The 24,671-nt window shown below is 68.8% G+C and carries 26 protein-coding genes; 15 read left to right on the forward strand and 11 right to left on the reverse strand.

Going from position 1 to position 24,671, the window contains the following annotated elements:
* Window positions 1–47 precede the first annotated feature (47 nt).
* From IE100_RS05655 to IE100_RS05665, 3 genes are all read right to left on the reverse strand, one after another.
* Window positions 48–527: a YehS family protein gene (locus tag IE100_RS05655; protein WP_189373146.1), complete on the reverse strand. Its 480-nt coding sequence runs from the start codon at window positions 525–527 to the stop codon at window positions 48–50.
* A gap of 39 nt (window positions 528–566) precedes the next feature.
* Window positions 567–1,208: a pyridoxamine 5'-phosphate oxidase gene (gene pdxH / locus IE100_RS05660; protein WP_189373147.1), complete on the reverse strand. Its 642-nt coding sequence runs from the start codon at window positions 1,206–1,208 to the stop codon at window positions 567–569.
* A gap of 94 nt (window positions 1,209–1,302) precedes the next feature.
* Window positions 1,303–2,187, reverse strand: coding sequence for a LysR substrate-binding domain-containing protein (locus IE100_RS05665; protein WP_189373148.1), 885 nt, complete (start codon window positions 2,185–2,187; stop codon window positions 1,303–1,305).
* A gap of 105 nt (window positions 2,188–2,292) precedes the next feature.
* Between IE100_RS05665 and IE100_RS05670 the strand changes: the two genes are divergently transcribed.
* From IE100_RS05670 to IE100_RS05700, 7 genes are all read left to right on the forward strand, one after another.
* Complete coding sequence (locus tag IE100_RS05670; protein WP_444545884.1) at window positions 2,293–3,420, forward strand: S-(hydroxymethyl)glutathione dehydrogenase/class III alcohol dehydrogenase; 1,128 nt, start codon at window positions 2,293–2,295, stop codon at window positions 3,418–3,420.
* A 63-nt stretch (window positions 3,421–3,483) separates the two neighbouring features.
* A complete protein-coding gene (gene fghA / locus IE100_RS05675) occupies window positions 3,484–4,323 on the forward strand; it encodes an S-formylglutathione hydrolase (protein ID WP_189373424.1) in 840 nt (279 codons plus the stop codon).
* Window positions 4,324–4,434: 111 nt separating this feature from the next.
* A complete protein-coding gene (gene hemA / locus IE100_RS05680) occupies window positions 4,435–5,688 on the forward strand; it encodes a glutamyl-tRNA reductase (RefSeq protein ID WP_189373149.1) in 1,254 nt (417 codons plus the stop codon).
* Window positions 5,688–6,770, forward strand: coding sequence for a peptide chain release factor 1 (gene prfA / locus IE100_RS05685; RefSeq protein ID WP_189373150.1), 1,083 nt, complete (start codon window positions 5,688–5,690; stop codon window positions 6,768–6,770). Before hemA ends, prfA begins: the two co-directional genes overlap by 1 nt.
* 663 nt (window positions 6,771–7,433) lie before the next feature.
* The gene (locus IE100_RS05690) at window positions 7,434–8,303 is read left to right on the forward strand and encodes a DMT family transporter (protein WP_189373151.1); all 870 of its coding nucleotides are present in this window, start codon (window positions 7,434–7,436) and stop codon (window positions 8,301–8,303) included.
* 12 nt (window positions 8,304–8,315) lie between these two features.
* Complete coding sequence (locus tag IE100_RS05695; protein ID WP_189373152.1) at window positions 8,316–8,711, forward strand: hypothetical protein; 396 nt, start codon at window positions 8,316–8,318, stop codon at window positions 8,709–8,711.
* A 71-nt stretch (window positions 8,712–8,782) separates the two neighbouring features.
* A complete protein-coding gene (locus IE100_RS05700; protein ID WP_189373153.1) occupies window positions 8,783–8,974 on the forward strand; it encodes a YgaP family membrane protein in 192 nt (63 codons plus the stop codon).
* 69 nt (window positions 8,975–9,043) lie between these two features.
* Here IE100_RS05700 and IE100_RS05705 read toward each other — a convergent pair whose 3' ends face one another.
* Together IE100_RS05705 and ompR are read right to left on the reverse strand one after the other, a co-directional pair.
* A complete protein-coding gene (locus IE100_RS05705; RefSeq protein ID WP_229800247.1) occupies window positions 9,044–10,354 on the reverse strand; it encodes an ATP-binding protein in 1,311 nt (436 codons plus the stop codon).
* A complete protein-coding gene (ompR, locus tag IE100_RS05710; protein ID WP_189373154.1) occupies window positions 10,351–11,082 on the reverse strand; it encodes an osmolarity response regulator transcription factor OmpR in 732 nt (243 codons plus the stop codon). Before ompR ends, IE100_RS05705 begins: the two co-directional genes overlap by 4 nt.
* A 196-nt stretch (window positions 11,083–11,278) precedes the next feature.
* Between ompR and IE100_RS05715 the strand changes: the two genes are divergently transcribed.
* Both IE100_RS05715 and IE100_RS05720 read left to right on the forward strand, forming a co-directional pair.
* Window positions 11,279–11,683, forward strand: a complete 405-nt coding sequence (locus IE100_RS05715) for a hypothetical protein (RefSeq protein WP_189373155.1) — start codon at window positions 11,279–11,281, stop codon at window positions 11,681–11,683.
* A 58-nt stretch (window positions 11,684–11,741) separates the two neighbouring features.
* Window positions 11,742–12,065 carry a hypothetical protein gene (locus IE100_RS05720; protein WP_189373156.1) on the forward strand — a complete coding sequence of 108 codons (324 nt, stop codon included), beginning with the start codon at window positions 11,742–11,744 and terminating at the stop codon, window positions 12,063–12,065.
* Window positions 12,066–12,140: 75 nt separating this feature from the next.
* Here IE100_RS05720 and IE100_RS05725 read toward each other — a convergent pair whose 3' ends face one another.
* The 4 genes from IE100_RS05725 to IE100_RS05740 all read right to left on the reverse strand — a co-directional run bounded on the left by IE100_RS05725 (window position 12,141) and on the right by IE100_RS05740 (window position 15,299).
* The gene (locus IE100_RS05725; RefSeq protein ID WP_189373157.1) at window positions 12,141–13,115 is read right to left on the reverse strand and encodes a quinone oxidoreductase family protein; all 975 of its coding nucleotides are present in this window, start codon (window positions 13,113–13,115) and stop codon (window positions 12,141–12,143) included.
* A 78-nt stretch (window positions 13,116–13,193) separates the two neighbouring features.
* Entirely contained in the window at window positions 13,194–13,790 is a 597-nt protein-coding gene (locus IE100_RS05730; RefSeq protein ID WP_189373158.1) for a YqiA/YcfP family alpha/beta fold hydrolase, read from the reverse strand.
* Complete coding sequence (locus tag IE100_RS05735; RefSeq protein ID WP_189373159.1) at window positions 13,787–14,560, reverse strand: substrate-binding periplasmic protein; 774 nt, start codon at window positions 14,558–14,560, stop codon at window positions 13,787–13,789. The genes IE100_RS05730 and IE100_RS05735 overlap by 4 nt, the downstream gene beginning before the upstream one ends.
* Entirely contained in the window at window positions 14,541–15,299 is a 759-nt protein-coding gene (locus IE100_RS05740; protein ID WP_189373160.1) for a substrate-binding periplasmic protein, read from the reverse strand. Before IE100_RS05740 ends, IE100_RS05735 begins: the two co-directional genes overlap by 20 nt.
* Before the next feature lie 124 nt (window positions 15,300–15,423).
* Here IE100_RS05740 and metH point away from each other — a divergent pair, with 124 nt between their 5' ends.
* The 4 genes from metH (at window position 15,424) to IE100_RS05760 (ending at window position 22,079) form a co-directional block, all read left to right on the forward strand.
* Window positions 15,424–19,155: a methionine synthase gene (metH, locus tag IE100_RS05745; protein WP_189373161.1), complete on the forward strand. Its 3,732-nt coding sequence runs from the start codon at window positions 15,424–15,426 to the stop codon at window positions 19,153–19,155.
* Between the two features lie 2 nt (window positions 19,156–19,157).
* Window positions 19,158–19,982, forward strand: coding sequence for a substrate-binding periplasmic protein (locus IE100_RS05750; RefSeq protein ID WP_189373162.1), 825 nt, complete (start codon window positions 19,158–19,160; stop codon window positions 19,980–19,982).
* A 164-nt stretch (window positions 19,983–20,146) separates the two neighbouring features.
* Window positions 20,147–21,643, forward strand: a complete 1,497-nt coding sequence (locus tag IE100_RS05755; protein ID WP_189373426.1) for a SulP family inorganic anion transporter — start codon at window positions 20,147–20,149, stop codon at window positions 21,641–21,643.
* Between the two features lie 187 nt (window positions 21,644–21,830).
* Entirely contained in the window at window positions 21,831–22,079 is a 249-nt protein-coding gene (locus tag IE100_RS05760; RefSeq protein ID WP_189373163.1) for a hypothetical protein, read from the forward strand.
* Window positions 22,080–22,136: 57 nt separating this feature from the next.
* On the opposite strand, the gene thiE is transcribed toward IE100_RS05760, so the two are convergent.
* Together thiE and thiD are read right to left on the reverse strand one after the other, a co-directional pair.
* On the reverse strand, window positions 22,137–22,751 hold the full coding sequence (thiE, locus tag IE100_RS05765) for a thiamine phosphate synthase (RefSeq protein WP_189373164.1): 615 nt from the start codon (window positions 22,749–22,751) through the stop codon (window positions 22,137–22,139).
* Complete coding sequence (thiD, locus tag IE100_RS05770) at window positions 22,738–23,595, reverse strand: bifunctional hydroxymethylpyrimidine kinase/phosphomethylpyrimidine kinase (RefSeq protein WP_229800248.1); 858 nt, start codon at window positions 23,593–23,595, stop codon at window positions 22,738–22,740. The genes thiE and thiD overlap by 14 nt, the downstream gene beginning before the upstream one ends.
* 78 nt (window positions 23,596–23,673) lie before the next feature.
* Here thiD and IE100_RS05775 point away from each other — a divergent pair, with 78 nt between their 5' ends.
* Together IE100_RS05775 and IE100_RS05780 are read left to right on the forward strand one after the other, a co-directional pair.
* On the forward strand, window positions 23,674–23,826 hold the full coding sequence (locus tag IE100_RS05775) for a rubredoxin (protein WP_444545885.1): 153 nt from the start codon (window positions 23,674–23,676) through the stop codon (window positions 23,824–23,826).
* A 28-nt stretch (window positions 23,827–23,854) separates the two neighbouring features.
* Entirely contained in the window at window positions 23,855–24,670 is an 816-nt protein-coding gene (locus tag IE100_RS05780; RefSeq protein WP_189373165.1) for a M48 family metallopeptidase, read from the forward strand.
* The last annotated feature ends 1 nt before the right edge of the window (window position 24,671 follow it).

The following is a 24,671-nucleotide window of genomic DNA, read 5'->3' on the forward strand; positions in this document are numbered from 1 at the left end:
GACAAGGTTGGCCGCCGTGTTTTGCTGCCGCTCGTCTGGCGGGCGGCTTAGGCCTTGGCCGCCGGGCTGTCCGGCCGCTCGCGCAGCGCCAGCCCCTTCAGCAGGTAGCGCAGGAACTGGTCGCCGCAGGGGCGGAAGTGCTTGTGGTCCGGCTTGCGGAACAGCGCGCCGATCTCGCTGCTGGACACCTTGAAGTCGCTGCGCGCCATCAGCGCCTTGATGTCTTCCTGTTTCAGGTCGAAGGCGATGCGCAGCTTCTTCAGGATCTCGTTGTTGTTGAGGCGCAGGAGCGGCGCCGGGGCCGGCGCGCCGTCGCGGCGACCACGGCGCTCGATGATCAGACCGTCGAGAAAGGCGCCGAGCAGCTCGTCGCTGCACGGGCGGAAGGCCGGGTCGTCGTCCTTCTTCAGCAGCGGCGCGAAGTCGTCGTCGGCCAGCGGCTCGACGTGGCGCAGGATCGCCAGCATGCGGTTGTCGGGGCAATCGATGATGAAGCGCACGCTGCGCAGGATGTCGTTATTGATCATGGCTGTCTTCAGGGTTGGCCGCAGGCGGCCAATATCGGGTTAGGGGGCGAGGCGCTGGCGCAGCCAGCTGCCGTCGGCTTGCAGGGTGTACAGCACGCGGTCGTGCAGGCGGCTGGGGCGGCCCTGCCAGAATTCGACGCGGTCCGGTACCACCGCGTAGCCGCCCCAGTGCGGCGGGCGCGGTACCGACAGCGGGTGCTTGAGGCCGAAGCCGGCGGCGCGGCTGACCAGCACCGCCTTGTTGTCGATCACGCTGCTCTGCTCGCTGGCCCAGGCGCCGATGCGGCTGGTGTATGGGCGGCTGGCGAAGTAGGTGTCGGACACCTCGTCCGCCACCCGCGCCACGCGGCCCTCGATGCGCACCTGCCGTTCCAGCTCCGGCCAGAAGAAGGTCAGCGCGATGTAGGGATTGCCGTCCAGCTGGCGGCCCTTGCGGCTGAGGTAGTTGGTATAGAACAGCAGTTGCCCGTGTTCCACCCCTTTCAGCAGCACGATGCGCGCCGACGGCCGGCCGTGCTCGTCGACACTGGCGACGTGCATCGCGGTCGGCTCGTTGACTTCGGCGGCGATGGCCTCGTGCAGCCACTGCTCGAACTGGGCCACCGGGTCCGGCAGGCAGTCGTCGGGCGAGAGTTCGTGTCGGCTGTATTCGAGGCGGATATCGGCGAGATTGAGCGCCATGGCTGGCTCCTGAATGAATGACGGCGGTGGCCGCGAGGCGGCAGTGTTGGCCGCCATGATACCGCAGGCGGTTGCCGCGATGGGTAGCGTTGCCTTACGGCCGCTGCCGCTGCGGCAGCTCGGCGGCGAGGAAATCGACCAGCATGCGCACCTTGGGCGACAGCTGGCGGTTGTGCGGGTACAGCGCCCAGATGCCCTCGTCCGGCTCCTGGTAGGCGCCCAGCAGCGCCACCAGCGCGCCGCTTTGCAGGTGGCGCGCCACGTAGTAGTCGGGCAGCTGCACGATGCCGACCTCCTGCAGCGCGGCGTGCACCAGCGCGTGGCCGCTGTTGCAGCGCAGGCTGCCGCGCACGCGCAGCAGGCGGCGCTTGCCCTGTTCCTGCACGTGCCACACCTCGTTGCTGCCCAGCAGGCAGTTGTGCTGCTCCAGCTCCGGCAGGCTGTTGGGGATGCCGTGGCGCGCCAGGTAGCCGGGCGCGGCGCAGATGTACTGCCGCCGCGACGCCAGCCGCCGCGCCATCAGCGAGGAGTCGGCAAGGTGGCCGATGCGGATCGCCAGGTCGTAGCCGTCGTGCACCAGGTCCAGCAGCTGGTTGCTGAGGTTGAGGTTGATCTCCAGCGCCGGGTACTGCCGGCCGAAGGCGGTGATCAGCGGCGCGATGTGGCTCTCGCCGTAGGCCAGCGGCGCGGTCAGCTTCAGCGTGCCCTGCGGCACCGCCAGATGCTGCGATACCGCGCGCTCGGCGTCGGCCAGCGAATCCAGCAGCTGGCGGCAGTGCTGCAGGTACAGCTGGCCGGTCTCGGTCAGCGTCACGTGGCGGGTGGTGCGGTACAAGAGCTGCGCGCCCAGCCGCGTCTCCAGCCGCGTCACCTGGCGGCTGACCTGCGCCACCGACAGCGACAGCGCCAGCGCGGCGCGGGTGAAGCTGCCCTGCTCGGCCACGCTGACGAACTCGCACACCCCTTCCCATGCCGGCATTGTTGCTCCCTGTAAAAAATCATTTACCGATAGCGACGATTATCGGCGAAAAAAGCGGTAATACAATGCCGCTTTAACCTGCCGCCTCTCAACAAGGAGCACGTCGTGAGCGAGATCATTAAATGCAAGGCCGCGGTGGCCTGGGCCGCCGGCCAGCCACTGTCCATCGAAGACATCGAAGTGATGCCGCCGCAGGCCGGCGAGGTGCGCGTGCGCATCGTCGCCAGCGGCGTATGCCACACCGACGCCTTCACCCTGTCCGGCGAGGATCCGGAAGGCATCTTCCCCTGCATCCTCGGCCACGAGGGCGGCGGCATCGTGGAGTCGGTCGGCGAGGGCGTGACCAGCGTCGCCGTCGGCGACCACGTGATCCCGCTGTACACGCCGGAGTGCGGCGAGTGCAAGTTCTGCAAGTCGGGCAAGACCAATTTGTGCCAGAAGATCCGCGCCACCCAGGGCCGTGGCCTGATGCCGGACGGCACGACCCGTTTTTCCAAGGACGGCCAGCCGATCTACCACTACATGGGCTGCTCCACCTTCTCCGAGTACACCGTGCTGCCGGAGATCTCGCTGGCCAAGATCAATAAGGACGCCCCGCTGGAAGAGGTGTGCCTGCTCGGCTGCGGCGTCACCACCGGCATGGGCGCGGTGGTGAACACCGCCAAGGTCAAGGCCGGTGACAGCGTCGCCATCTTCGGCCTCGGCGGCATCGGCCTGTCGGCCATCATCGGCGCGCGCATGGCCGGTGCCGGCCGCATCATCGGCATCGACATCAACGAGGGCAAGTTCGAGCTGGCGAAGAAACTGGGCGCCACCGACGTGATCAACCCGAAAAGCTTCGACCAGCCTATCCAGGACGTGATCGTGGAAATGACCGATGGCGGCGTCGATTTCTCCTTCGAGTGCATCGGCAACGTCAACGTGATGCGTTCGGCGCTGGAGTGCTGCCACAAGGGCTGGGGCGAGTCGGTGATCATCGGCGTCGCCGGTGCCGGCCAGGAAATCAGCACCCGCCCGTTCCAGCTGGTGACCGGCCGCGTGTGGCGCGGCTCGGCCTTCGGCGGCGTGCGCGGCCGCTCCGAGCTGCCGGACTACGTCGAGCGCTACCTGAAGGGCGAGTTCCGCCTCGACGACTTCATCACCCACACCATGCCGCTGCAGGACATCAACACCGCCTTCGAGCTGATGCACGAAGGCAAGAGCATCCGCTCGGTGATCCACTACAACCCGTAAACCACCGGCGCTTGCGGCCAACGTTGGCCGCAGCCGCCACCGGGAGAGACGCGACCGATGAACCTGGAAATGATCGCCAGCAACAAGAGCTTCGGCGGCTGGCACAAGCAGTACCACCACGATTCGGCGGTGCTGGGCTGCCGCATGCGCTTTGCCGTCTACCTGCCGCCGCAGGCCGCCAGCGGCCAGCCGGTGCCGGTGCTGTACTGGCTGTCGGGGCTGACCTGCAGCGACGAGAACTTCATGCAGAAGGCCGGCGCGCAGCGCGTCGCCGCCGAGCTGGGCATCGCCATCGTGGCGCCGGATACCAGCCCGCGCGGCGAGGACGTCGCCGACGACACCGGCTACGACCTCGGCCAGGGCGCCGGCTTCTACCTCAACGCCAGCGAGGCGCCGTGGATGCGGCACTACCGCATGTACGACTACGTGAGCCAGGAGCTGCCGGCGCTGGTCGCCGCCCACTTCCCGGTCAGCGACCGCCGCGCCATCGCCGGCCACTCCATGGGCGGCCACGGTGCGCTGGTGTGCGCGCTGAAACGGCCGCAGGACTACGTGTCGGTGTCGGCGTTCAGCCCGATCGCCAACCCGGTCAACGCGCCGTGGGGGCAGAAGGCGTTCAGCGCCTACCTCGGCGCCGACCGCGCCGCGTGGCAGGCATGGGACGCCAGCGTGCTGATGGCCGCCGCCGGCGCCGATGCGCGCCTGCCGTGCCGGGTGGACATCGGCCTCGCCGACGGCTTCCTCGCCGAACAGCTGCAGCCGGAGGCGCTGGAACGCGCCGCCGCCGCCAGCGGCTACCCGCTGCAGCTGCACCGCCACGACGGCTACGACCACAGCTACTACTTCATCGCCAGCTTCATCGAGGCGCAGCTGCGCTTCCACGCCGGCTACCTGTTCGCCTGATACAGGTCAAGCCGCCGCCGGCCAGCACCGGCCGGTGCGCGGCCGGCGCCCTCGGCACGGCGGTTTTGGGCTAGAATAGCCCGTTTCCCACTGCGGCTTTTCCTTGCACTCATGCACCTGGTTGCCTTTGGACTGAACCACCACACCGCCCCGCTGGCGATACGCGAACGGCTGGCCTTCCCTGCAGAAACCCTGCCGGGCGCCCTGGCGCAGCTGGTGGATTCGCAGGCCGCGCGCGAGGCGACCATCGTCTCCACCTGTAACCGCACCGAGCTGTACTGCGCCACGCAGCAGCCGGACGCGGCACTGGCGTGGCTGGCCAGCTACCACGGCCTGAGCCTGGACGAAGTGCGTCCCTACCTGTACCAGCTCGACGCCGCCGAAGCGGCGCGCCACGCCTTCCGCGTCGCCTCCGGGCTGGATTCCATGGTGCTGGGCGAGACGCAGATCCTGGGGCAGATCAAGGACGCGGTGCGCGTGGCCGAGCGCGCCGGCACCCTGGGCAGCCTGCTCAACGGCCTGTTCCAGAAAACCTTCGCCGTGGCCAAGGACGTGCGCAGCCAGACCGCGGTCGGCGCCAGCTCGGTGTCGATGGCCGCCGCCGGCGTGCGCCTCACCGAGCAGATCTTCGCCTCGGTCGGCGAGCTGAACGTGCTGTTCATCGGCGCCGGCGAGATGATCGAGCTGGTCGCCACCCACTACGCCGCGCGCAAGCCGGCCTGTATCACCGTCGCCAACCGCACGCTGGAGCGTGGCCAGGCATTGGCGACGCAATTCGGCGGCAACGCCATCACCCTCGCCGAGCTGCCGGACCACCTGCACCACTACGACGTGGTGGTCAGCTCCACCGCCAGCCAGCTGCCCATCATCGGCAAGGGCATGGTCGAGCGCGCGATCAAGGCGCGTCGCCATCGCCCCATCTTCATGCTTGATCTGGCGGTGCCGCGCGACATCGAGGCCGAGGTCGGCGAGCTGTCCGACGTCTACCTCTACACCGTCGACGACATCGCCGGCATCGTCGAAGTCGGCCAGCAGGCGCGCAGCCAGGCGGCGGAAGAAGCCGAAACCATCATCGCCCACCGCGTCGGCGAATTCAGCGACTGGCTCAAGCGCCGCGAAAGCGTGCCGCTGATCCGCGCGCTGCGCGACGAGGCGGAGCGCACCCGCCGCAACGCGCTGGAGGCCGCGATGAAACAGCTGGCCAAAGGCGCACCGCCGGAAAAAGTGCTGGAAGTCCTGTCGGTACAACTGACCAACAAACTGATGCATCCGCCGACGCAGGCGCTGTCTTCCGGCAGCGGCGCGGCGCACGACGCACAGGTGGCGCTGATCGCCAGCCTGTATCGTTTGCACCCGGAGTCGTAATGAAACCCTCGATTGCCGCGAAACTGGCCCAGCTCGATGACCGGCTGGAAGAAGTCACGCAACTGCTGATGTCCGAACAGGCCACCGCCAACATGGACACCTTCCGCAAGCTCACCCGCGAACACGCCGAACTGACTCCGGTGGTCGAGGCGTTCAACGCCTACCGCCAGTGCGAAGCCGACATCGCCACCGCCAGCGAACTGCTGGACGACCCGGACATGAAGGAGTTCGCGCAGGAAGAAATCGGCGAGGCCAAGGAAAAACTGGCCGCGCTGGATCTCGAACTGCAGAAGCTGCTGCTGCCGAAAGACCCCAACGACGACAAGAACATCTTTCTCGAAATCCGCGCCGGCACCGGCGGCGACGAGGCCGCGCTGTTCGCCGCCGACCTCTTGCGCATGTACACCCGCTTTGCCGAACGCAACCGCTGGCAGGCCGAGATCGTCTCCGCCAGCGAATCCGACCTCGGCGGCTACAAGGAGGTCATCGTGCGCCTGGTCGGCCAGGGCGCCTACTCGCGGCTGAAGTTCGAATCCGGCGGCCACCGCGTGCAGCGCGTGCCGGCCACCGAGACCCAGGGCCGCATCCACACCTCCGCCTGCACCGTGGCGGTGATGGCCGAGGCCGACGAGATCGCCGAGGTGGTGCTCAACCCCGCCGACCTGCGCATCGACACCTATCGTGCCAGCGGTGCCGGCGGCCAGCACATCAACAAGACCGACTCCGCGGTGCGCATCACCCACCTGCCGACCGGCATCGTCGCCGAATGCCAGGACGGCCGCTCGCAGCACGCCAACAAGGCCAGCGCGATGCAGGTGCTGGCGGCGCGCATCTACGACATCCAGCTGCGCGAGAAGAACCAGAAGGAAGCGGCCGAGCGCAAGAGCCTGATCGGCTCCGGCGACCGCTCCGAGCGCATCCGCACCTACAACTACCCGCAGGGCCGCATCACCGACCACCGCATCAATCTCACCCTGTACAAGCTGGACCAGGCGATGGACGGCGACCTGTTCGAGCTGACCGACGCGCTGGTGGCCGAGCGCCAGGCGGAGCTGCTGGCGCAGCTGTCGGAGGGGAGCTGAGGGATTGAGCTGGCGGCCGAGGTTGGCCGCAAGAGGCAACAGGAAAGGGCAAGCCGGTGGCTTGCCCTTTTGTCATTGTTCGCCCGGCGTAGGGTGTGTCACCCAGCGTGCCGGGCGACGCACCGCTGACGTTCAAAGGTTGGCCGTAGGCCGTAACGGACTTGCGGCCAACCTTGCTTGGGCCTGCTGAATCCGCTGCGCGGATGCTGATTTTTCTTGCCGCTTCCGCGCGGCGGACGGGAAAGGGGGATACCGCATCCCCCTTTTCAATCCCCGCTCTTCCCGGAGGCGCAAGAATCCCCGTGACAACTGCCGCCATCCCGGCGCCGCCCATACGCTGCGCTCAAAAGAGGGCGGCTTGTTTCCGGGCTGGCGACAGTTGTCACGGCTTGCGCCAACGGGAACGGGTGCGCCGGACCGGTGCTGGCTGCCGGTTCGGGTTGGTGGCGTTGCTCGCGGCCAACCTTGCTTTCGTGTCTTTCCGTGTGCTTCCGTGGCCAAAAATCCGGACCGCTTGCCGCGACAAGGTTGGCCGCAAGCTGCCGTCGTGCGGATTGCAAAGCAAGAACCGGATCGTCATGGCGCTCGCCTTTGCCTACACTGTGATTTTCGCGAGGGGGTGACGATGACGGTAACGAACGGGCTGGTGACGGGAGCGGGGCGATGACGGAGCCGCGCGACTGGTTGTGGTTGCTGCTGCTGGCGGCGATGTGGGGGGCGTCCTTCCTGTTCATGCGCGTGGCGGTGCCGGCGCTGGGGCCGTTCCCGCTGATCGCGCTGCGCCTGGGCGTGGCGACGCTGGCGCTGCTGCCGCTGTTGGGGTGGCAGCCGGGGGGCTTCGGGCTGTGGCGGCAGCACTGGCGCGCCATCGCCGTGGTCGGCGTGTTCCTGTCGGCGCTGCCGTTCTGCCTGATCGCGTGGGCGACGCTGACGCTGCCGGCCGGGGTGGCGTCGGTGCTGAATGCCACCACGCCGCTGATGACCGCGCTGTGGGCGATCCCGCTGGCCGGCGAGGCGATGACGCGGCAGCGCGCCGCCGGGCTGGCGCTGGGGCTGGCCGGGGTGCTGGTGCTGACGCTGGGGCGCGGCGCCGCCTTCGGGCTGGACAGCGCGCTGCCGGTGCTGGCGATGCTGGGTGCCACCGCCTGCTACGGCTGGTCTGGGCACATGGCCAGGCGCTGGTTGCCGGGGCTGCCGCCGCTGGTGACGGCGACCGGCAGCCTGGCGTCCGGCGCCATCCTGCTGTTGCCGCTGGCGCTGTGGACATGGCCGCCGCAGGCGCCGACGGCCACGGTGTGGGGCGCGGTGCTGCTGCTGGCGCTGGCCTGCACCGCGTTTGCCTACGTGATCTTCTACCGCCTGATCGCGAAGCTGGGCGCCACCCGCGCCAGTAGCGTCACCTACCTGGTGCCGGTGTTCGGCGTGCTGTGGGGCGCGCTGTGGCTGGGCGAGGCGGTGAGCGCGGCGATGCTGGCCGGCGGCGTGCTGATCCTGGCCGGGGTGCTGCTGCTGGGCTGGCAGCGCCGCGGCTGAACGGGGGCGGGGATGCGCTGGTGGCGGGTGCTGGTGGTGTGGGGGCTGATCGTGCTGGCGGAGACGCTGCAGGGCATGCTGCGCCAGTTGTGGCTGGTGCCGTGGCTGGGCGAGCTGCCGGCGCGGCAGCTGGGGGTGGTCAGCGGTGCGCTGCTGATTTTGCTGATTACCTGGGCCACGCGGCGCTGGTTGCGGCTGCGCACGCCGGCGCAACAGTTGCAGGCCGGTGCGCTGTGGCTGCTGCTGATGCTGCTGTTCGAGTTCGGCCTCGGCACGCTGCTGGGCTACCCGCCTGAGCGGCTGCTGGCGGATTACGATCCGCGCACCGGCGGTTATCTCGGGCTGGGCATGCTGGTGCTGCTGCTGGCGCCGTGGCTGGTCGGCCGCCGCCGTCACGATGGCGACTGACTTGCGATTTGTATATTGGTAAATAATTTATATATGTATATAATGAATCATCGACAACAAGGAGCAGGGCGATGAAACAGAATATCGGCAATACCGAACGCGTGATCCGCATCGTGGTGGGGCTGGCGATCACCAGCCTCGCCTTCATCGGCCCGGCGTCGCCGTGGGCGCTGCTGGGGCTGGTGCCGGTGGCGACCGGCATCTTCGGCTGGTGCCCGCCGTACGCGCTGCTGGGCATCAATACCTGCAAGCACAAGTCGTGAGCGCGGCGTCGCCATCATGAAAAAACCGGCCATATCGGCCGGTTTTTGCTTGTACACCCGCGCGCGGCCTCAGCCGGCAGCGGCCAGCGTCGGCAGCGTGATCACCACCGCGAAGCCGCCGTCCGGCGGGTAGTCGAAGCGCAGGCTGCCGCCGTGCTGCGCCACCACGCGGCTGACGATGGCGAGGCCCAGGCCGCTGCCGCCGTCGCTGCCGCGGTGTGCGGCCAACCTTTCGAACGGCGTCAGCGCCGCCTGCTGCAGTTCCGGCGCGATGCCGTCGCCGCTGTCGTGCACGCGCAGCTCGCACTGGCGATCGCCGGGCTGCAGGCTGACGCGAAACGGCGCGCGGCCGTAGCGGCGTGCGTTCTCCAGCAGGTTGGACAGCAGGCGCTGCAGCGCCAGCGCGTCGCCGTTGATGGTGGCGTCGCCGCGCTGCCAGGCGATCTCCATGTCGTCGCGGCGGAAGCGGGTCAGCACGTTGTCGACCAGCTCGCCCAGCGCCAGCGGCGTCAGCGGCCGCGTTTCCTCGCTGCGCGCGAAGTCGATGAACTGGCCGACGATGCGCGACAGCTCGTCGATGTCGTTGAGCATGCCGGCCTTGTCGCCGAGGTCGTCCTGCAGCTCCACCGCCAGCTTCAGCCGCGTCAGCGGCGTGCGCAGGTCGTGCGACAGCCCGGCCAGCATCAGCCGCCGCTCGCTGGCGGCCTTGTCCAGCGCCAGCGCCATGGTGTTGAAGCGTTCGATCACGTCGCGCACCTCGCGCGGGCCGCTGACCGGCACCGCCTGCGGCATGCGCCCGGCTTCGAGGTGGCGCGCGGCGTTGGCCAGCCGGCTCAGCGGCCGCGTGGTGCGCCACGCCAGCGCGAAGGCGGCCAGCACCGACAGCAGCGCCACCAGCCCGGCGGCCTGCAAGGTTGGCCGCAGCGCCGGCGGCAGGTAGCGGCGCAGCGGCATCACCAGCCAGTAGTGGCTGTCCAGCACCGGCACCTTGAGCCACAGCTCGCGGCGTTCGGCGCGGCTCATGCGCACGCTGACCGGCTCGCCGACGGCGTTGCCCAGCCAGGCTTCCAGCGGCGCGGCAAAGGGCGGCGCGGGAAAGGTCTCTGCCGGCGCCTGGGCCAGCGGCAGCAGCCGCGGCAGGCCGGGCAGGTTGTTGCGCAGCAGGAAGGCGTCGCGCTCCGCCGCCGGCAGCCGGTCGAGCGCCTCCTCGTAGTCGGCCAGCGTGTCCAGCACCTGCGCGTACAGCTGCCGCGCCAGCAGCGCGCTTTTCTGCTGTTCGGTCAGCCACAGCGTGAACACCTGGCTGGCCAGTACCGCCAGCACCACCAGCGCCGCCAGGCGCAGGAACAGCGTGCCGCCGAAGCGTGCCAGCAGGCTCATGTCGCGTCCCTTGCCTTGCCGTCGGGCACGAACACGTAGCCGTAGCCCCACACCGTCTGCAGGTAGCGCGGCGCGCCGTCGCCGTCCTCGATCAGCTTGCGCAGCCGCGACACGTGCACGTCGATGCTGCGGTCCTGCGATTCGCCGCCGCCCTTGCCCAGCGCCAGCTCCATCAGCTGTTCGCGCGTCAGCGGCCGTCGCGGGTGGCTGGCCAGCGCCAGCAGCACCGCATACTCGGCGGTGGTCAGCGTCACCGGCTGGCCGTCGCGCAGCAGCTCGCGCCGCGCCGGGTGCAGCTCGCAGTTGCCGAAGCCCAGCACCTCGTCGGCGTCGTGCGGCGCCATCACCACCGGCGTCTGCGCGTGGCGGCGCAGCACCGCGTGGATGCGCGCCGCCAGCTCGCGCGGGTTGAAGGGCTTGGCCAGGTAGTCGTCGGCGCCCATTTCCAGGCCGAGGATGCGGTCGATGTCCTCGCCGCGCGCGGTGAGCATGATCACCGGGATCGGTTCGCCCTGCGCGCGCAGGCGGCGCACCACCGCCAGCCCGTCGTCGCCGGGCATCATCACGTCCAGCACCAGCAGGTCCGGGCGGTTGCGCGCCAGCTTGCGGTCGAGGTCGCGCGCGTCCGGCAGCGTGTCGACGCTGAAGCCCTGCTGCGCGAGATAACGCTGCAGCAGCTCGCGCAGGCGCACATCGTCGTCGACGACCAGTATCTTGTGGTTTTCCATCCGTCCCGTCCCGAATCTTTATCTGCCAAGCGTAACGCGCCTGCCGCGCCAAGTCAGCCCGGATATGAACAGCCGTTAACGCGGCGGCGGCGGTTAACACCTGTTAACACTTGCCGCCGCCGCGGCAATACCCGGGCAAAACCTGCCGCGTACAGTCGGCTCATCCCTTCCAATGTCACAACCGAGGAGCCTGACCATGAATGCCAAACGTACCGTTGCCGTGACCCTGCTCGCCAGCCTGCTGGCCGGCGTCTCGCTGACCGCCGCCGCCTTTGGCGGCGACGGCAAGCCGCAGCGCGAGGAAATGCGCCAGAACCTGCGCGCCTACCACGAGGCGGTGATGTCCGGCGCGCTGACCGACGCCGAACTGAGCCAGCTGAAGAAGGAGCGCGAGGCCGTGCACGCGCAGATGCGGAAGCTGCACGAGCAGCTGCAGGCCAAGACCAAGACGCTGATCGACAACAAGGAGCGCACCGCCAAGCGCGAGGCGTGGCCGGAAGCGGTGGCCGGCAAGCAGTACCGGGGCGACAGGATGCGCCACCATCGCGGTGACGGGCATTGCGCCGTGCCGGCGACCCCGCCTGCCGCCAAAAGCAACTGAAACTGAGCACCGCGCGGCCGCCGTGGCAGCCGTGCGCGGTGCGGGATAAAATGCACGCATGAAAGCCCTTTTCCTGCTCCTGCCGGCACTGCTGGCCGGCCACAGCGCGCTGGCGGCCCCGCCCTGGCGCGTCGACAACGGCCCGCCCGCGTGGCAGGCCGAGGCGGCGCCACCGCATCGCCTGCGCGACCTGCGCCTGCGCGAGGCGGTGGAGCGCGGCGAGCTGACGCGGGAAGAGGCGCGCGCGCTGAAACGGCTGCGCCGCTGGCACAACCTGCCGCCGGACGACGACGGCGCCGGGCGCGGCCCGCGCCCCGAGCGGCACGACAAGCCGTCGCGCCACCAGCGCTGGCGCCAGCAGCAGGACGCCGAGCGCGACTAGGCTGGGACATCGACAAAAGGAAAAGGTTGGCCGCATCGCTGCGGCCAACCTTTTTTGTCGTTCCGGGCGTCGCGCTCAGGGCAGCAGGATGATGGAGCCGGTGGTGCGTCGCGCCTCCAGGTCGGCGTGCGCCTGTGCCGCGTCGGCCAGCGCGTAGCGCGCCGACGGCTGCACCTTCACCGCGCCGGCGCCGATGCGCTCGAACAGCGCCGCGGCGCTGGCTTCCAGCTCGGCGCGGCTGGCCACGTAGTCGCCCAGCCGCGGGCGGGTGAAGAACAGCGAGCCCTTCTGCGACAGCAGCAGCGGCGCGAACGGCGGCACCGCGCCGGAGGCGTTGCCGAAGCTGACGAACATGCCGCGCGGCGCGAGGCAGTCCAGCGAGATGTCGAAGGTGTCCTTGCCCACCGAGTCGTACACCACCGGCACCCCCTTGCCGCCGGTCAGCTCGCGCACCCGCGCCACCACGTCTTCCGTGCCGTAGTTGATGACGTGCGCGCAGCCGAGCGCGCGCGCCAGCGCCGCCTTGGCGTCGGAGCCGGCGGTGCCGATCACGTTGACGCCCAGCGAGCTGAGCCACTGCACCGCGATCTGGCCGACGCCGCCGGCGGCGGCGTGCCACAGCACGGTCTGGCCGGGTTGCACCGGGTAGGTGCGGCGGATCAGGTACTCCACGGTCATGCCCTGCAGCATCGCGCAGGCGGCACTCTCGTCGCCGATGTCGTCCGGCAGCTTCACCAGCAGCGCCGCCGGCAGCGTGCGCCACTGGCTGTAGGCGCCCTGCGCGCCGCCGGCGTAGGCGACGCGGGCGCCGACCTGCAGGTGGTCGACGCCGTCGCCGAGCGCCTCCACCACACCGGCGGCCTCGGAGCCGAGTCCGGATGGCAGCGACAGCGGATACAGCCCGCTGCGGTAGTAGGTGTCGATGAAGTTGACGCCGATGGCGGTGTGGCGCAGCAGCACTTCACCGGCGGCCGGTACGGGGATGGCGGCGTCTTCGGCGCGCAGGACGTCGGGGCCGCCGCAGTGCGGCAGGCGGATGGTCAGGTTCATGGGGCCTCCGGAGCGTGGGGACGGTAACAGCGGCAGTGTGCCGCAAAGCGCGCGCCACGCGGGGGAACACAGTGTTCGCTAGCCGGCGGCCGGTGCCTGGCGGCGGTAGTAGTCGTCGACAAAGCGCGCGACGCCGGGCAGCAGCTGCGGCCACGCCTGCAGGCGGTGGTCGTCGCCGTTGCATACCAGCTGGCGCGCGCCGGCGTAGTGGCGCACCGCCTCGCGCCAGTCCAGCACCTCGTCGGCGGTGCCCAGCAGCAGCCAGTAGCGCGCCGGCGTCAGCCGCGCGGGCCGCATCGCCGCCAGCTCGGCCATGTGCTGCCGGGTCAGCCGGTAGTCCTCGCCGGTGTACGGGTTGTGCAGCGGGCCGAGGAAGTGCTGCAGCTCGCGTTCCGGCCAGATCGCCGGGTTGATCAGCACCGCCGGCAGCCGGTAGCGCTCGGCGAGCGCGGTGGCGTAAAAGCCGCCCAGCGAGCTGCCGATCAGCGCCGTCGGCGGCTGCTGCTCGATCAGCAGCTGCAGCTGCCGCATCGCCTCGGCCGGGTACGGCGACAGCTGCGGGCACAGCAGCTGGCCGGCGGCCGGGTGCTGCTGCAGCCAGGCGGCGGTCTCGCGCGCCTTCAGCGATTGCGGGCCGGACTGGAAACCGTGCAGGTAGAGGTAGCGCTGGCTCATGGCACCTGGTAAGGCTTGAGGCGGGCGGCCAGCACGCCCTGCTGCTGCAGGGTGCGGATCGCGTGGTTGAGGCTGGCCGGCGCCAGGCGCGAGCGGCGCGACAGCGCGCAGCTGAGCGGCATGCGCGACAGCACCAGCGGTTGCAGCCGCACCTGGCGCGCCTCGCGCAGATTGTTTTTCAGCCACCAGGCGTAGCTCAGCTCGTCGACCACCGCGACGTCGACCACGCCGCTGGCGGCGGCGCGCAGCTGCAGGTTGGCCTGCTGCTGGTCGATGCGCTGCGCGCCGTGGGCAAAGGCGTATTCCAGCGCCGGGTAGTGGTAGCCGACCACGGTGCCGATGCGGCGGCCGTTGAGCTGGGCGAGCGAGGTGATGCGCTCGCTCTGCGACAGCGGCGACACGAAGCGCTCCACCTGTTCGGACAGCGGCAGCGACCAGTGGAAACGTTCCGGCGCCTCCCACCACGCCGGGTTGGTGTTGCACACCATGTCGATCTGGCCGTTCTGCAGGTAGCTGTCCAGGCGCTTGCGCGCCAGTGGCAGGTACGCTACGCGCTGGCCGAGCTGCTGGCCGAGGCTGTCCAGCAGGTCCTTCCACACGCCGCCGTCCAGCTGCAGGCGCGGGCTGTAGGAGAAGATCATCGACGGCGCGGCGTCGTTTTCGGTGACGCCGACGGTGAGGGTGTCGGCGGAGGCGGGCAGGCCCAGCGCCAGCAGGCACAGCGTGCCGGCCAGCCGTTGCGGCCAACGTTTAGCGGTTTTTCCATTCATAGCGGTCTAGGATACGCCGGATGCTGCCGTTCTGTTCCATCTCGGCGATGGCCTGGTCCAGCCGGCTCTCGCTGTAGCGGCTGCCCGGCGACACCGCGCAGCGCGTCGGCATCACCGACACCACTAGCGGGTGCAGGCGCAGGTTGGCCGCCTGTGCCGGGTTGGCGCGCGCCCAGGCGCTCATCTCCAGCTCGGAATTGATCACCACGTCGACCATGCCGGTCTGCAGCGCGCGCATCAACAGCGGCAGCCGCGGCTGGTTGACGCGGGTGGCGCGCTGGCCCTGCCACAGCGGCTCCACCGCGGTGTAGTGGTAGCCGCCGATCACGCCGATGCGCTGGCCGGCCAGCTCGTCGATGCTGTCTATGGTACGCGGGTGCGGCTTCAGCGACATCACCCGCTCGATCTGCGGGTAGAACTCGCGCGTCCAGCCGACGCGCGAGGCGCCGACGTACCACGCCGGGTTGGTGTTGCACACGATGTCGATGCTGCCGTTGTCGATGGCCATCTCCACCCGCTTGCGCGACACCACGATGAACTCCACCGGTGCCTTCAGCGTGCGCCCCAGCTCCTCGCCCAGCTCCTTCGACAGCCCGCCGACCAGCTGGCTGCCGGCCAGCACCACGATGGGGGCGGAGTCGGAGTCGGCAACGCCGATGCGCAGCGCCGGCGCCGCCTGGGCACCACCGGCCAGCAGGGCGGCCGCGGCCATGGTTAGCACCGGAAGTGTGGTTTTCATATGAATCACCAGCCAGATGGTTATAAATGCTCGATCTAAGGATTCGATCTCGCAGCCGCGTGCGCAATGTTAAGATAACCGGCCCCGCATCTACATAGTTTTACTTAAAAAAGTCGCCTTTGCCATGTCAAAAATTGCCCAGCACGCCGTCTACGATTTGCTCGCCCGCCGCATCCTGATCCTGGACGGCGGCATGGGCACCATGATCCAGCGCCACAAGCTGGAAGAGGCGGACTACCGTGGCGAGCGTTTCCGCGACTGGCCGCGCGACGTGAAGGGCAACAACGACCTGCTGGTGCTGACCCAGCCGCAGATCATCGCCGGCATCCACCAGGCGTATCTCGACGCCGGCGCCGACATCATCGAGACCAACAGCTTCAACGCCACCGCCATCGCCATGGCCGACTACGGCATGGAATCGCTGGTGCGCGAGCTGAACTACGAAGCCGCCAGACTGGTGAAGGAGCTGTGCGTGGCGATGACGGCGGCCAACCCGGACAAGCCGCGCTTCTGTGCCGGCGTGCTGGGCCCCACCAGCCGCACCTGTTCCATCAGCCCGGACGTGAACGACCCCGGCTACCGCAACGTGAGCTTCGACGAGCTGGTGGCAACCTACACCGAGGCCATCGACGGTCTGGTAGACGGTGGCGCGGACTTCCTGCTGGTGGAAACCATTTTCGATACGCTGAACGCCAAGGCGGCGGTGTTCGCGATCCACCAGTACTTCGACGAGCGGCCGAGCCTGGCCCGCCTGCCGATCATGATTTCCGGCACCATCACCGACCAGTCCGGCCGCACGCTGACCGGCCAGACCACCGAGGCGTTCTACAACAGCCTGTCGCACGCCGACGCGATGAGCTTCGGCCTGAACTGCGCGCTGGGCCCGGACCTGCTGCGCCCCTACGTGGAAGAGATGTCTCGCATCTCGTCCACCTTTGTTTCGGTGCACGCCAACGCCGGCCTGCCCAACCCGCTGGCCCCCACCGGCTACGACCTGACGCCGGAAGACATGGCGCCGCAGGTGCGCGAGTGGGCCGAGGCCGGGCTGGTGAACATCATCGGCGGCTGCTGCGGCACCACGCCGGAGCACATCGCCGCCATCTACCAGGCGGTGAAGGACCTGCCGCCGCGCCCGCTGCCGCAGGTCGAGCCCAAGTGCCGGCTGTCCGGCCTGGAGCCGTTCAACATCGGCGACCACGACCTGTTCGTCAATGTGGGCGAGCGCACCAACGTCACCGGCTCCAAGGCATTCGCCAAGCTGATCCTCAACGGCGACTACGCCACCGCCTTGGACGTGGCGCGGCAGCAGGTGGAAAACGGCGCGCAGGTGATCGACATCAATATGGACGAGGGCATGCTGGACGCCCACGCCGCCATGGTGCGCTTCCTCAACCTGATCGCCGCCGAGCCGGACATCAGCCGCGTGCCCATCATGATCGACAGCTCGAAATGGGAGGTGATCGAGGCCGGCCTGAAGTGCATCCAGGGCAAGGGCATCGTCAACTCCATCTCGATGAAGGAGGGCGTCGACAAGTTCATCGAGCAGGCGCGGCTGGTGCGCCGCTACGGCGCGGCGGTGATCGTGATGGCCTTCGACGAGGTCGGCCAGGCCGACACCTTCGCCCGCAAGATCGAGATCTGCGAGAAGAGCTACCGCATCCTGGTGGACGAGGTGGGCTTCCCGCCGGAAGACATCATCTTCGACCCCAACATCTTCGCGGTGGCCACCGGTATCGAGGAACACGCCCGCTACGGCCTGGACTTCATCGAGGCCACCGGCTGGATCAAGGACAAGCTGCCGCACGCCAAGATTTCCGGCGGCGTGTCCAACGTGTCGTTCTCCTTCCGCGGCAACAACAAGGTGCGCGAGGCGATTCACGCCGTATTCCTGTACCACGCCATCAAGCGCGGCATGACCATGGGCATCGTCAACGCCGGCGCGCTGGAGGTGTACGACGAAGTCGACGCCGAGCTGCGCGAGCGCATCGAGGACGTGGTGCTGATGCGGCCAACCTTGGACGGCTCCGACGCCACCGAGAACCTGATCGCGCTGGCCGAGAAGTTCAAGGGCGACGCGGTGGCCGGCAAGCAGGGCGAGGACCTGGCCTGGCGCGAGCTGCCGGTGGAAAAAAGGCTGGAACACGCGCTGATCAAGGGCATCACCACCTACATCACCGAAGACACCGAAGAGGTGCGCCTGAAGTCCGAGCGCCCGATCCACGTGATCGAAGGCCCGCTGATGGACGGCATGAACGTGGTCGGCGACCTGTTCGGCGCCGGCAAGATGTTCCTGCCGCAGGTGGTGAAATCCGCCCGCGTGATGAAGGCCGCCGTCGCCCACCTGGAGCCGTTCATCGAGGAAGAGAAGATCCGCATGGGCCTGCAGGACGCGCCGGCCAAGGGCGTGATCATCATGGCCACGGTGAAGGGCGACGTGCACGACATCGGCAAGAACATCGTCGGCGTGGTGCTGCGCTGTAACAACTACAAGGTGATCGATCTGGGCGTGATGGTGCCGTGCCAGACCATCCTGGACGCCGCGCGCGAGCACAAGGCCGACATCATCGGCCTGTCCGGCCTGATCACCCCGTCGCTGGAAGAAATGGCGCACGTGGCCAAGGAGATGCAGCGCCAGGGCTTCGACATCCCGCTCCTGATCGGCGGCGCCACCACCAGCCGCGTGCACACCGCGGTGAAGATCGCGCCGCACTACAGCGGCCCGGTGATCTACGTGCCGGACGCCAGCCGCGCCGTCGGCGTGTGCTCCAACCTGCTGTCCGACACCCTGCGCGACGGTTTCGTGCAGGAGGTGGCCGACGACTACGCGCGCGCGCGCGCCATCTTCGAAGGCCGCGGCGATGCCAAGCTGCTGCCGCTGGCCGAGGCGCGCGAGCAGCGCCACCGTATCGACTGGCGCAGCTACACCCCACCGGCACCGAAATGGCTGGGTGTGCGCCGCTTCGAACAATACGATCTGGCCGAGATTGCGCGTTACATCGACTGGACGCCGTTCTTCCAGAGCTGGGAGCTGGCCGGCCGCTTTCCGGCGATTCTGGACGACGAGATCGTCGGCGAATCCGCCCGCGCGCTGTGGGCCGATGCGCAGGCCATGCTCAAGCAGATCATTGCCGAGAAGTGGCTGAGCGCCAACGCGGTAATCGGCCTGTTCCCGGCGCGCAGCGTGGACGTGGACGATATCGAGATTCTGGACCCGGACACCCGCGCGCCGCTGCTGACCTGGGTGGGCCTGCGCCAGCAGCTGGTGAAAACCGACAAGGACGGCAACAAAAACCCGGACTGGGCGCTGGCCGACTTCATCGCCCCGGCCGGCAGCGGCGTGGACGACTACATCGGCGCCTTCGCGGTGACCGGCGGCCTGGGCATCGATCCGCACGTGGCGCGCTTCGAGGCCGAGAACGACGACTACTCGGCGATTCTGCTGAAGGCGCTGGCCGATCGCTTTGCCGAAGCCTTCGCCGAGTTGATGCACCGCCGCGTGCGCACCGAGTTCTGGGGCTACGCGCCGGACGAGGCGCTGGACAACGAGGCGCTGATCGACGAGCAGTATCAGGGCATCCGCCCGGCGCCGGGCTACCCGGCCTGCCCGGACCACACGGTGAAGAAGGAGCTGTTCCAGCTGCTGGACGCGCCGGCCATCGGCATGACGCTGACCGAAGGCTACGCGATGCTGCCGACCGCGGCGGTGTCCGGCTTCTACTTCAGCCACCCGGACTCGCGCTACTTCGGCGTCGGCAAGATCAGCCGCGACCAGGTGGAAAGCTACGCCGAGCGCCGCGGCGTCAGCGTGGCGCAGGCCGAGCGCGACCTCGCACCCAACCTCGGCTACAACGCCTGATCATGGTCCGCCATGTCGTCCGCCCCCGCTTGCGCCGCCTGCTGACGGCGGCGCTGCTGTGGCTGGCGCTGCCGGCGCAGGCGGCGGAGTCGCCGCCGCTGCCCGTGCTGCAGGTGGCGCTGGGCGAAAACAAGCCGCCGTACATCATCGCCGACGAATCGCGCGGCATCGAGTACGAACTGGTCAGCAGCGTGCTGCGCGCCGCCGGCTACCAGCCCAGGGTCGTGCTGCTGCCCAACCAGCGCGCGCAGCAGGCGCTGGCCGACGGCCGCATCGACGCCGCCATCTCCAATAACGGCCCGTTCGTGTCCGAGCCCTACATCGCCTACCGCAACATGGCGATCACGCTGTGCCACCGCCACCTGCAGCCCAAGCACATCGCCGAGCTGGGGCAGTACCGGGTGGCGGCCTTCCACAACGCGCACCGTTTTCTCGGTGCCGAATTCGCGGCGATGGCCAGGGCCAATGCCGAGTACGTCGAGTCGTCGCCGCAGGTGATACTGAACAACCTGCTGTTCACCGGGCGCACCGATGTGGTGATCTCCGACCTGTTCATCTTCCTGCACTTCTCGACGCAGCCGGACGTGCCGCTGAACAACCGCCAGTCGCTGTGCACCCACGCGCTGTTCCCGCCGACGCAGTACGCGCTGTCCTTCCGCGATCCGCGCGCGCGCGACCGCTTCAACAAGGCGCTGCAGCAGCAGGCGCAGGCCGGGCTGTACCAGACGCTGGCGCAGCGCTACCGCCTGCCGGGGCAGAACCAGCCGCTGTTCCGCCCGCAGCCGCCGGGCAGCGGTGCCCTGCGGCCAACCCTGAACGCCGGCTGAGCACCGCCCGCGGCGACAAGTGCCTGTTTTTGTAGCATAATCGCTCCCTTTTTTCGCCCGCCTGGCCGTGCCGCGTGCCTGCCGTTCTGCCTTCCCCTTGCCGGTTATCGTTTACCGCGCGCCTGCCGGCGCGCCCCCTGTTGCGGAGTAGCGTGTTGACCAAAATGACCCCGTCGGCGATCAAGACCGACTTTTTCAGCGGCGTCACCGTGGCGCTGGCGCTGGTGCCGGAGGCGATCGCCTTCGCGCTGGTCGCCCACGTTAGCCCGCTGACCGGGCTGTATGCCGCCTTTTTCCTGTGCCTGATCAGCGCTAGCTTCGGCGGCCGTCCGGGCATGATCTCCGGCGCCACCGGCGCGTTGGCGGTGGTGATGGTGTCCATCGTCACCCGGCACGGCGTGGAGTATCTCTACGCCAGCGTGGTGCTGATGGGCGTGCTGCAGCTGCTGTTCGGCGTGTTCAAGCTCGGCAAGTTCATCCGCATGGTGCCGCACTCGGTGATGCTGGGCTTCGTCAACGGCCTGGCGCTGGTGATGACGGTGGCGCAGGCCGGCCACTTCAAGCACGACGGCCAGTGGCTGGCCGCACCGCAGCTGGCGGTGATGGCGGCGCTGACGGTGCTGACCATGGCCATCATCTACCTGCTGCCGCGCCTGAGCCGCGCCATCCCGGCGGCGCTGGCGGCGATCCTGATCGTGGCCGGCGTGGTGGCCGGCTTCGGTATCGACACCAAGACCGTCGGCGACATGGGCTCCATCGCCGGCGGCCTGCCGCGCTTCCACCTGCCGCAGGTGCCGCTGACGCTGGACACGCTGTACATCATCCTGCCGTACTCGCTGGTGCTGGCCGCCATCGGCCTGCTGGAGTCGCTGCTGACGCTGAACCTGATCGACGACATCACCGACAGCCGCGGCCAGCCCAACCGCGAGGCGCTGGCGCAGGGCGGCGGCAACGTGGTGGCCGGCCTGTTCGCCACCATGGGCGGCTGCGTGCTGATCGGGCAGAGCATGATCAACATCAACAACGGCGCCCGCCACCGCCTGTCCGGCATCGTCGCCGCGCTGTTCCTGCTCGGCTTCATCCTGTTCCTGGCGCCGTGGATCGAGCAGATCCCGCTGGCGGCGCTGGTCGGGCTGATGCTGGTGGTGTCGCAGAAGACCTTCGCCTGGGGCAGCCTGCAGGCGCTGCGCAGGATCCCGCGCCAGGACGCGATCATCGTCGTCGGCGTGACGCTGATCACCGTGCTCACCGATCTGGCGGTGGCGGTGCTGTGCGGCGTGGTGTTCGCCGCGCTGGTGTTCGCCTGGCAGCACGCCAAGACCATCCGCGTCACGACCCGCACCGACGCGCAGGGCTGGAAGGTGTACGAGCTGGAGGGCAGCCTGTTCTTCGCCTCCGCGGCCAACTTCAGCGAGCTGTTCGCGCCGAAGAGCGACCCCGAGCACGTGGTGATCGAGTTCCGCCGCGCGCGGGTGGTCGACCACTCCGCCGTCGAGGCCATCGACGCGCTGGCCGCGCGCTACCAGCAAGCCGGCAAGACGCTGCACCTGCGTCACCTGAGCCCGGACTGCCTGGAGCTGCTGGACAAGGCCAAGGGCATGGTGGAGGTCAACCAGTTCGAGGACCCGCACTACCACATCGCCGACAACCGGCTGGGCTGAGGCCCGTCGCCGCAAAAAACCGCCACGCCGCCCGTGGCGGTTTTTTCTTGCGGCCAACCTTGGCCGCGCCATGTTGCCGTCTTGTAACGGGACGGATGCAAAACCGCAGCATGGACACGTTGCGCTGACGCTAGGCTACAAATCGTCATGCCGCAGGGGCGGCGACAGCACAGCAAGGGACAGCAACATGAGTCTTTCCGGCATCGCGGCAGCGGGGTCCACCGTGGCCCAGGGTCTGGGCAGGGTGGGGAACGGGGTGGTGAAGATCGCCTCCGGCGTCGGCGACATCGGCAGCGGCACGCTGCAGGTGGCCACCGGCGTGGTCAGCGGCATCGAGGAGGGCAGCGACGCGCTGTATGGCGGTTTCTCCGCCACCGGCGCGGCGCTGGCCGGCGGCCTGCAGGTGGTGGGCGGCCTCATCGACGCGGTGGCCTGAGGCCGCGTTGACGCGTCTCGCCCCGTTAGAGATCTGCCACCGGGCGTGCAACGCCGCTCAGCGGTACAGCGCCGCCAGCGTGCGCGCCGCGGCGCCGGGGTCGGCCTCTTCGAACAGGCCGCCGATCACCGCGATGGCGTCGGCGCCGGCGGCGACCACCGCGCCGGCGTTGGCGGCGGTGATACCGCCGATGGCGACGCGCGGCACGCCCAGATCGGCGCTGTCGGCGAACAGCGACAGCGGCGCCGCTACCGCGCCGGGCTTGGTGGCGGACGGGTACACCGCGCCGAAGGCGACGTAGCTGGCGCCGGCGGCCACCGCCGCGCGCGCCAGCGCCAGGCTGTCGTAGCAGCTGGCGCCGACGATGGCGTCGGGGCCGAGCGCGGCGCGGGCGGCGGCGATGCCGGCGTCGTCGCGGCCAACGTGCACGCCGTCGGCGCCGACCGCGCACGCCAGCTCGACATCGTCGTTGACGATGAACAGCGCGTTGCGGCTGCGCGCCAGGCTGGCCAGGATATTGGCCTGCCACAGCCGGCGCACGGTGTCGCTGCCCTTGTTGCGGTACTGCAGGATGCGGGCGCCGCCGTCGAGCACGGCGCCGACCTGCTCGATCAGGCGCTCGCTGTCGTCGGTGTCCGGGGTGATCGCGTACAGGCCGTTAAACGTTTGCATCTTGCTCCTTGTCGGCGTCGTCGCCGGCGTCGTCGTTGGCCCAGAACAGGCGGTCGGGGATGAACTGGCCCATGCCGGGGCGGAAGCCGTAGCGCAACGCCTGCCAGGTGTAGTCCTGCGCCTCTTTCACCGCCTCCGGCACCGCCAGGCCGCGCGCCACCAGCCCGGCGATGGCGGCGGCGAGGGTGCAGCCGGAACCATGGAAGCTGCCGTTGAGTCTAGGCCAGGTGTCGACGCGGATTTCGCCGCCCAGGTCGTAGAGCCGGTTTTCCACGTCGCGCGACGGCTCGTGGGTGCCGGTGATGAACACGTAGTCGCAGCCCAGCCGCGTCAGGCGTTTGGCGCAGTCGGCCACGGTCAGCTCTTCCTCGTCGTCGGCGTCGTTGGCGGCCAGCCGCCGCGCCTCGATGCTGTTGGGGGTCAGCACCGTCACCTGCGGCAGCAGCATGTCGCGCAGCACGTGGATCATGTCCTCGCGCGCGAGCTCGTCGCCGGCGCCGCTGGCCAGCACCGGGTCGTAGATCAGCGGGATGTCCGGGTAGTCGGCGACCAGTTCGGCGATGGCGACCACGTTGTCGATGCTGCCGATCATGCCGACCTTGAACGCGGCCACCGGCATGTCTTCCAGCACCGCGCGCGCCTGGTCGAGCACCCACTCGTCGTCGATGACCATGAAGTCCTGCACGCCGCGGGTGTCCTGCACCGTGATGGCGGTGATCACCGACAGCGGATGGCAGCCCATGCTGGCCAGGGTCAGGATGTCGGCCTGGATGCCGGCGCCGCTGGTGGGATCGGCTCCCGCCAGCGTCAGCACGATGGGCGGGAGAATGATGTCTTGGCTCAAGGCTTAACCTCTCTGGTCTCACAGGATTTACAATACGGATTTTAACCGAGCGAAGGCTTTACCATTATGCAAACCTGGATGTGTCTGATCTGTGGCTTTATCTACGACGAAGCGGCGGGTCGCCCGGAAGACGGCATCCCGCCCGGCACCAAGTGGGAAGACGTGCCGATGAACTGGACCTGCCCGGATTGCGACGCGCGTAAAGACGATTTCGAGATGATGGCGTTCTGAGCGACGCCACGGCAAGAGGAACATGAAAATGACTAACTGGCTGACCCGTACCGGCTGTGTCCTGATGCTTAGCGCGGCGGTGGCCGGCTGTGTCAACACCACCGCCACCGGCGCCGTGGGCGCCAACCGCAAGCAGCTGATGCTGCTGTCGCCGCAGGAAGTGGAGCAGGCCTCCGCGCAGTCCTATGTGCAGGAAGTGGGCAAGGCGCGCAGCGCCGGCAAGCTCAATACCGACGCCGCGCTGACCGCCCGCGTGCGCACCGTGTCCCAACGCCTGATCGCGCAGGTGCCGGTGTTCCGCGCCGACGCGCGCAACTGGAAGTGGGAAGTGAACGTCACCCAGTCCGACGAGCTGAACGCCTACGCGATGGCCGGCGGCAAGATCATGGTCTACAGCGGCATCGTCAACCGCCTGCGCCTGAGCGACGACGAGATGGCGGCCATCATCGGCCACGAGATCTCGCACGCGCTGCGCGAACACTCGCGCGAAACCATGAGCCAGGCCTACGCGCAGCAGATGGGCCTCGGCATCGTCGGCCAGCTGGCCGGCCTGTCGCAAGGCTCGATGGAACTGGCCGCGATCGCCACCGACGTGGCGCTGACCAAGCCCAACAGCCGCACCATGGAATCCGAAGCCGACGTCATCGGCCTGGAACTGATGGCGCGCGCCGGCTACAACCCGAACGCGGCGGTGACGCTGTGGCAGAAGATGATGCAGAACGGTGCCGGCACCGGCCCGAGCTTCCTGTCCACCCACCCGTCCGGCCCGGCGCGCATCGACGAGCTGCAACGCCTGATCCCGCGCGTGATGCCGCTATACAACGCCGCCCGCAAGGCACGCTGAG

It is taken from the genome of Vogesella alkaliphila, from assembly GCF_014652475.1.
GTDB lineage: Bacteria > Pseudomonadota > Gammaproteobacteria > Burkholderiales > Chromobacteriaceae > Vogesella > Vogesella alkaliphila.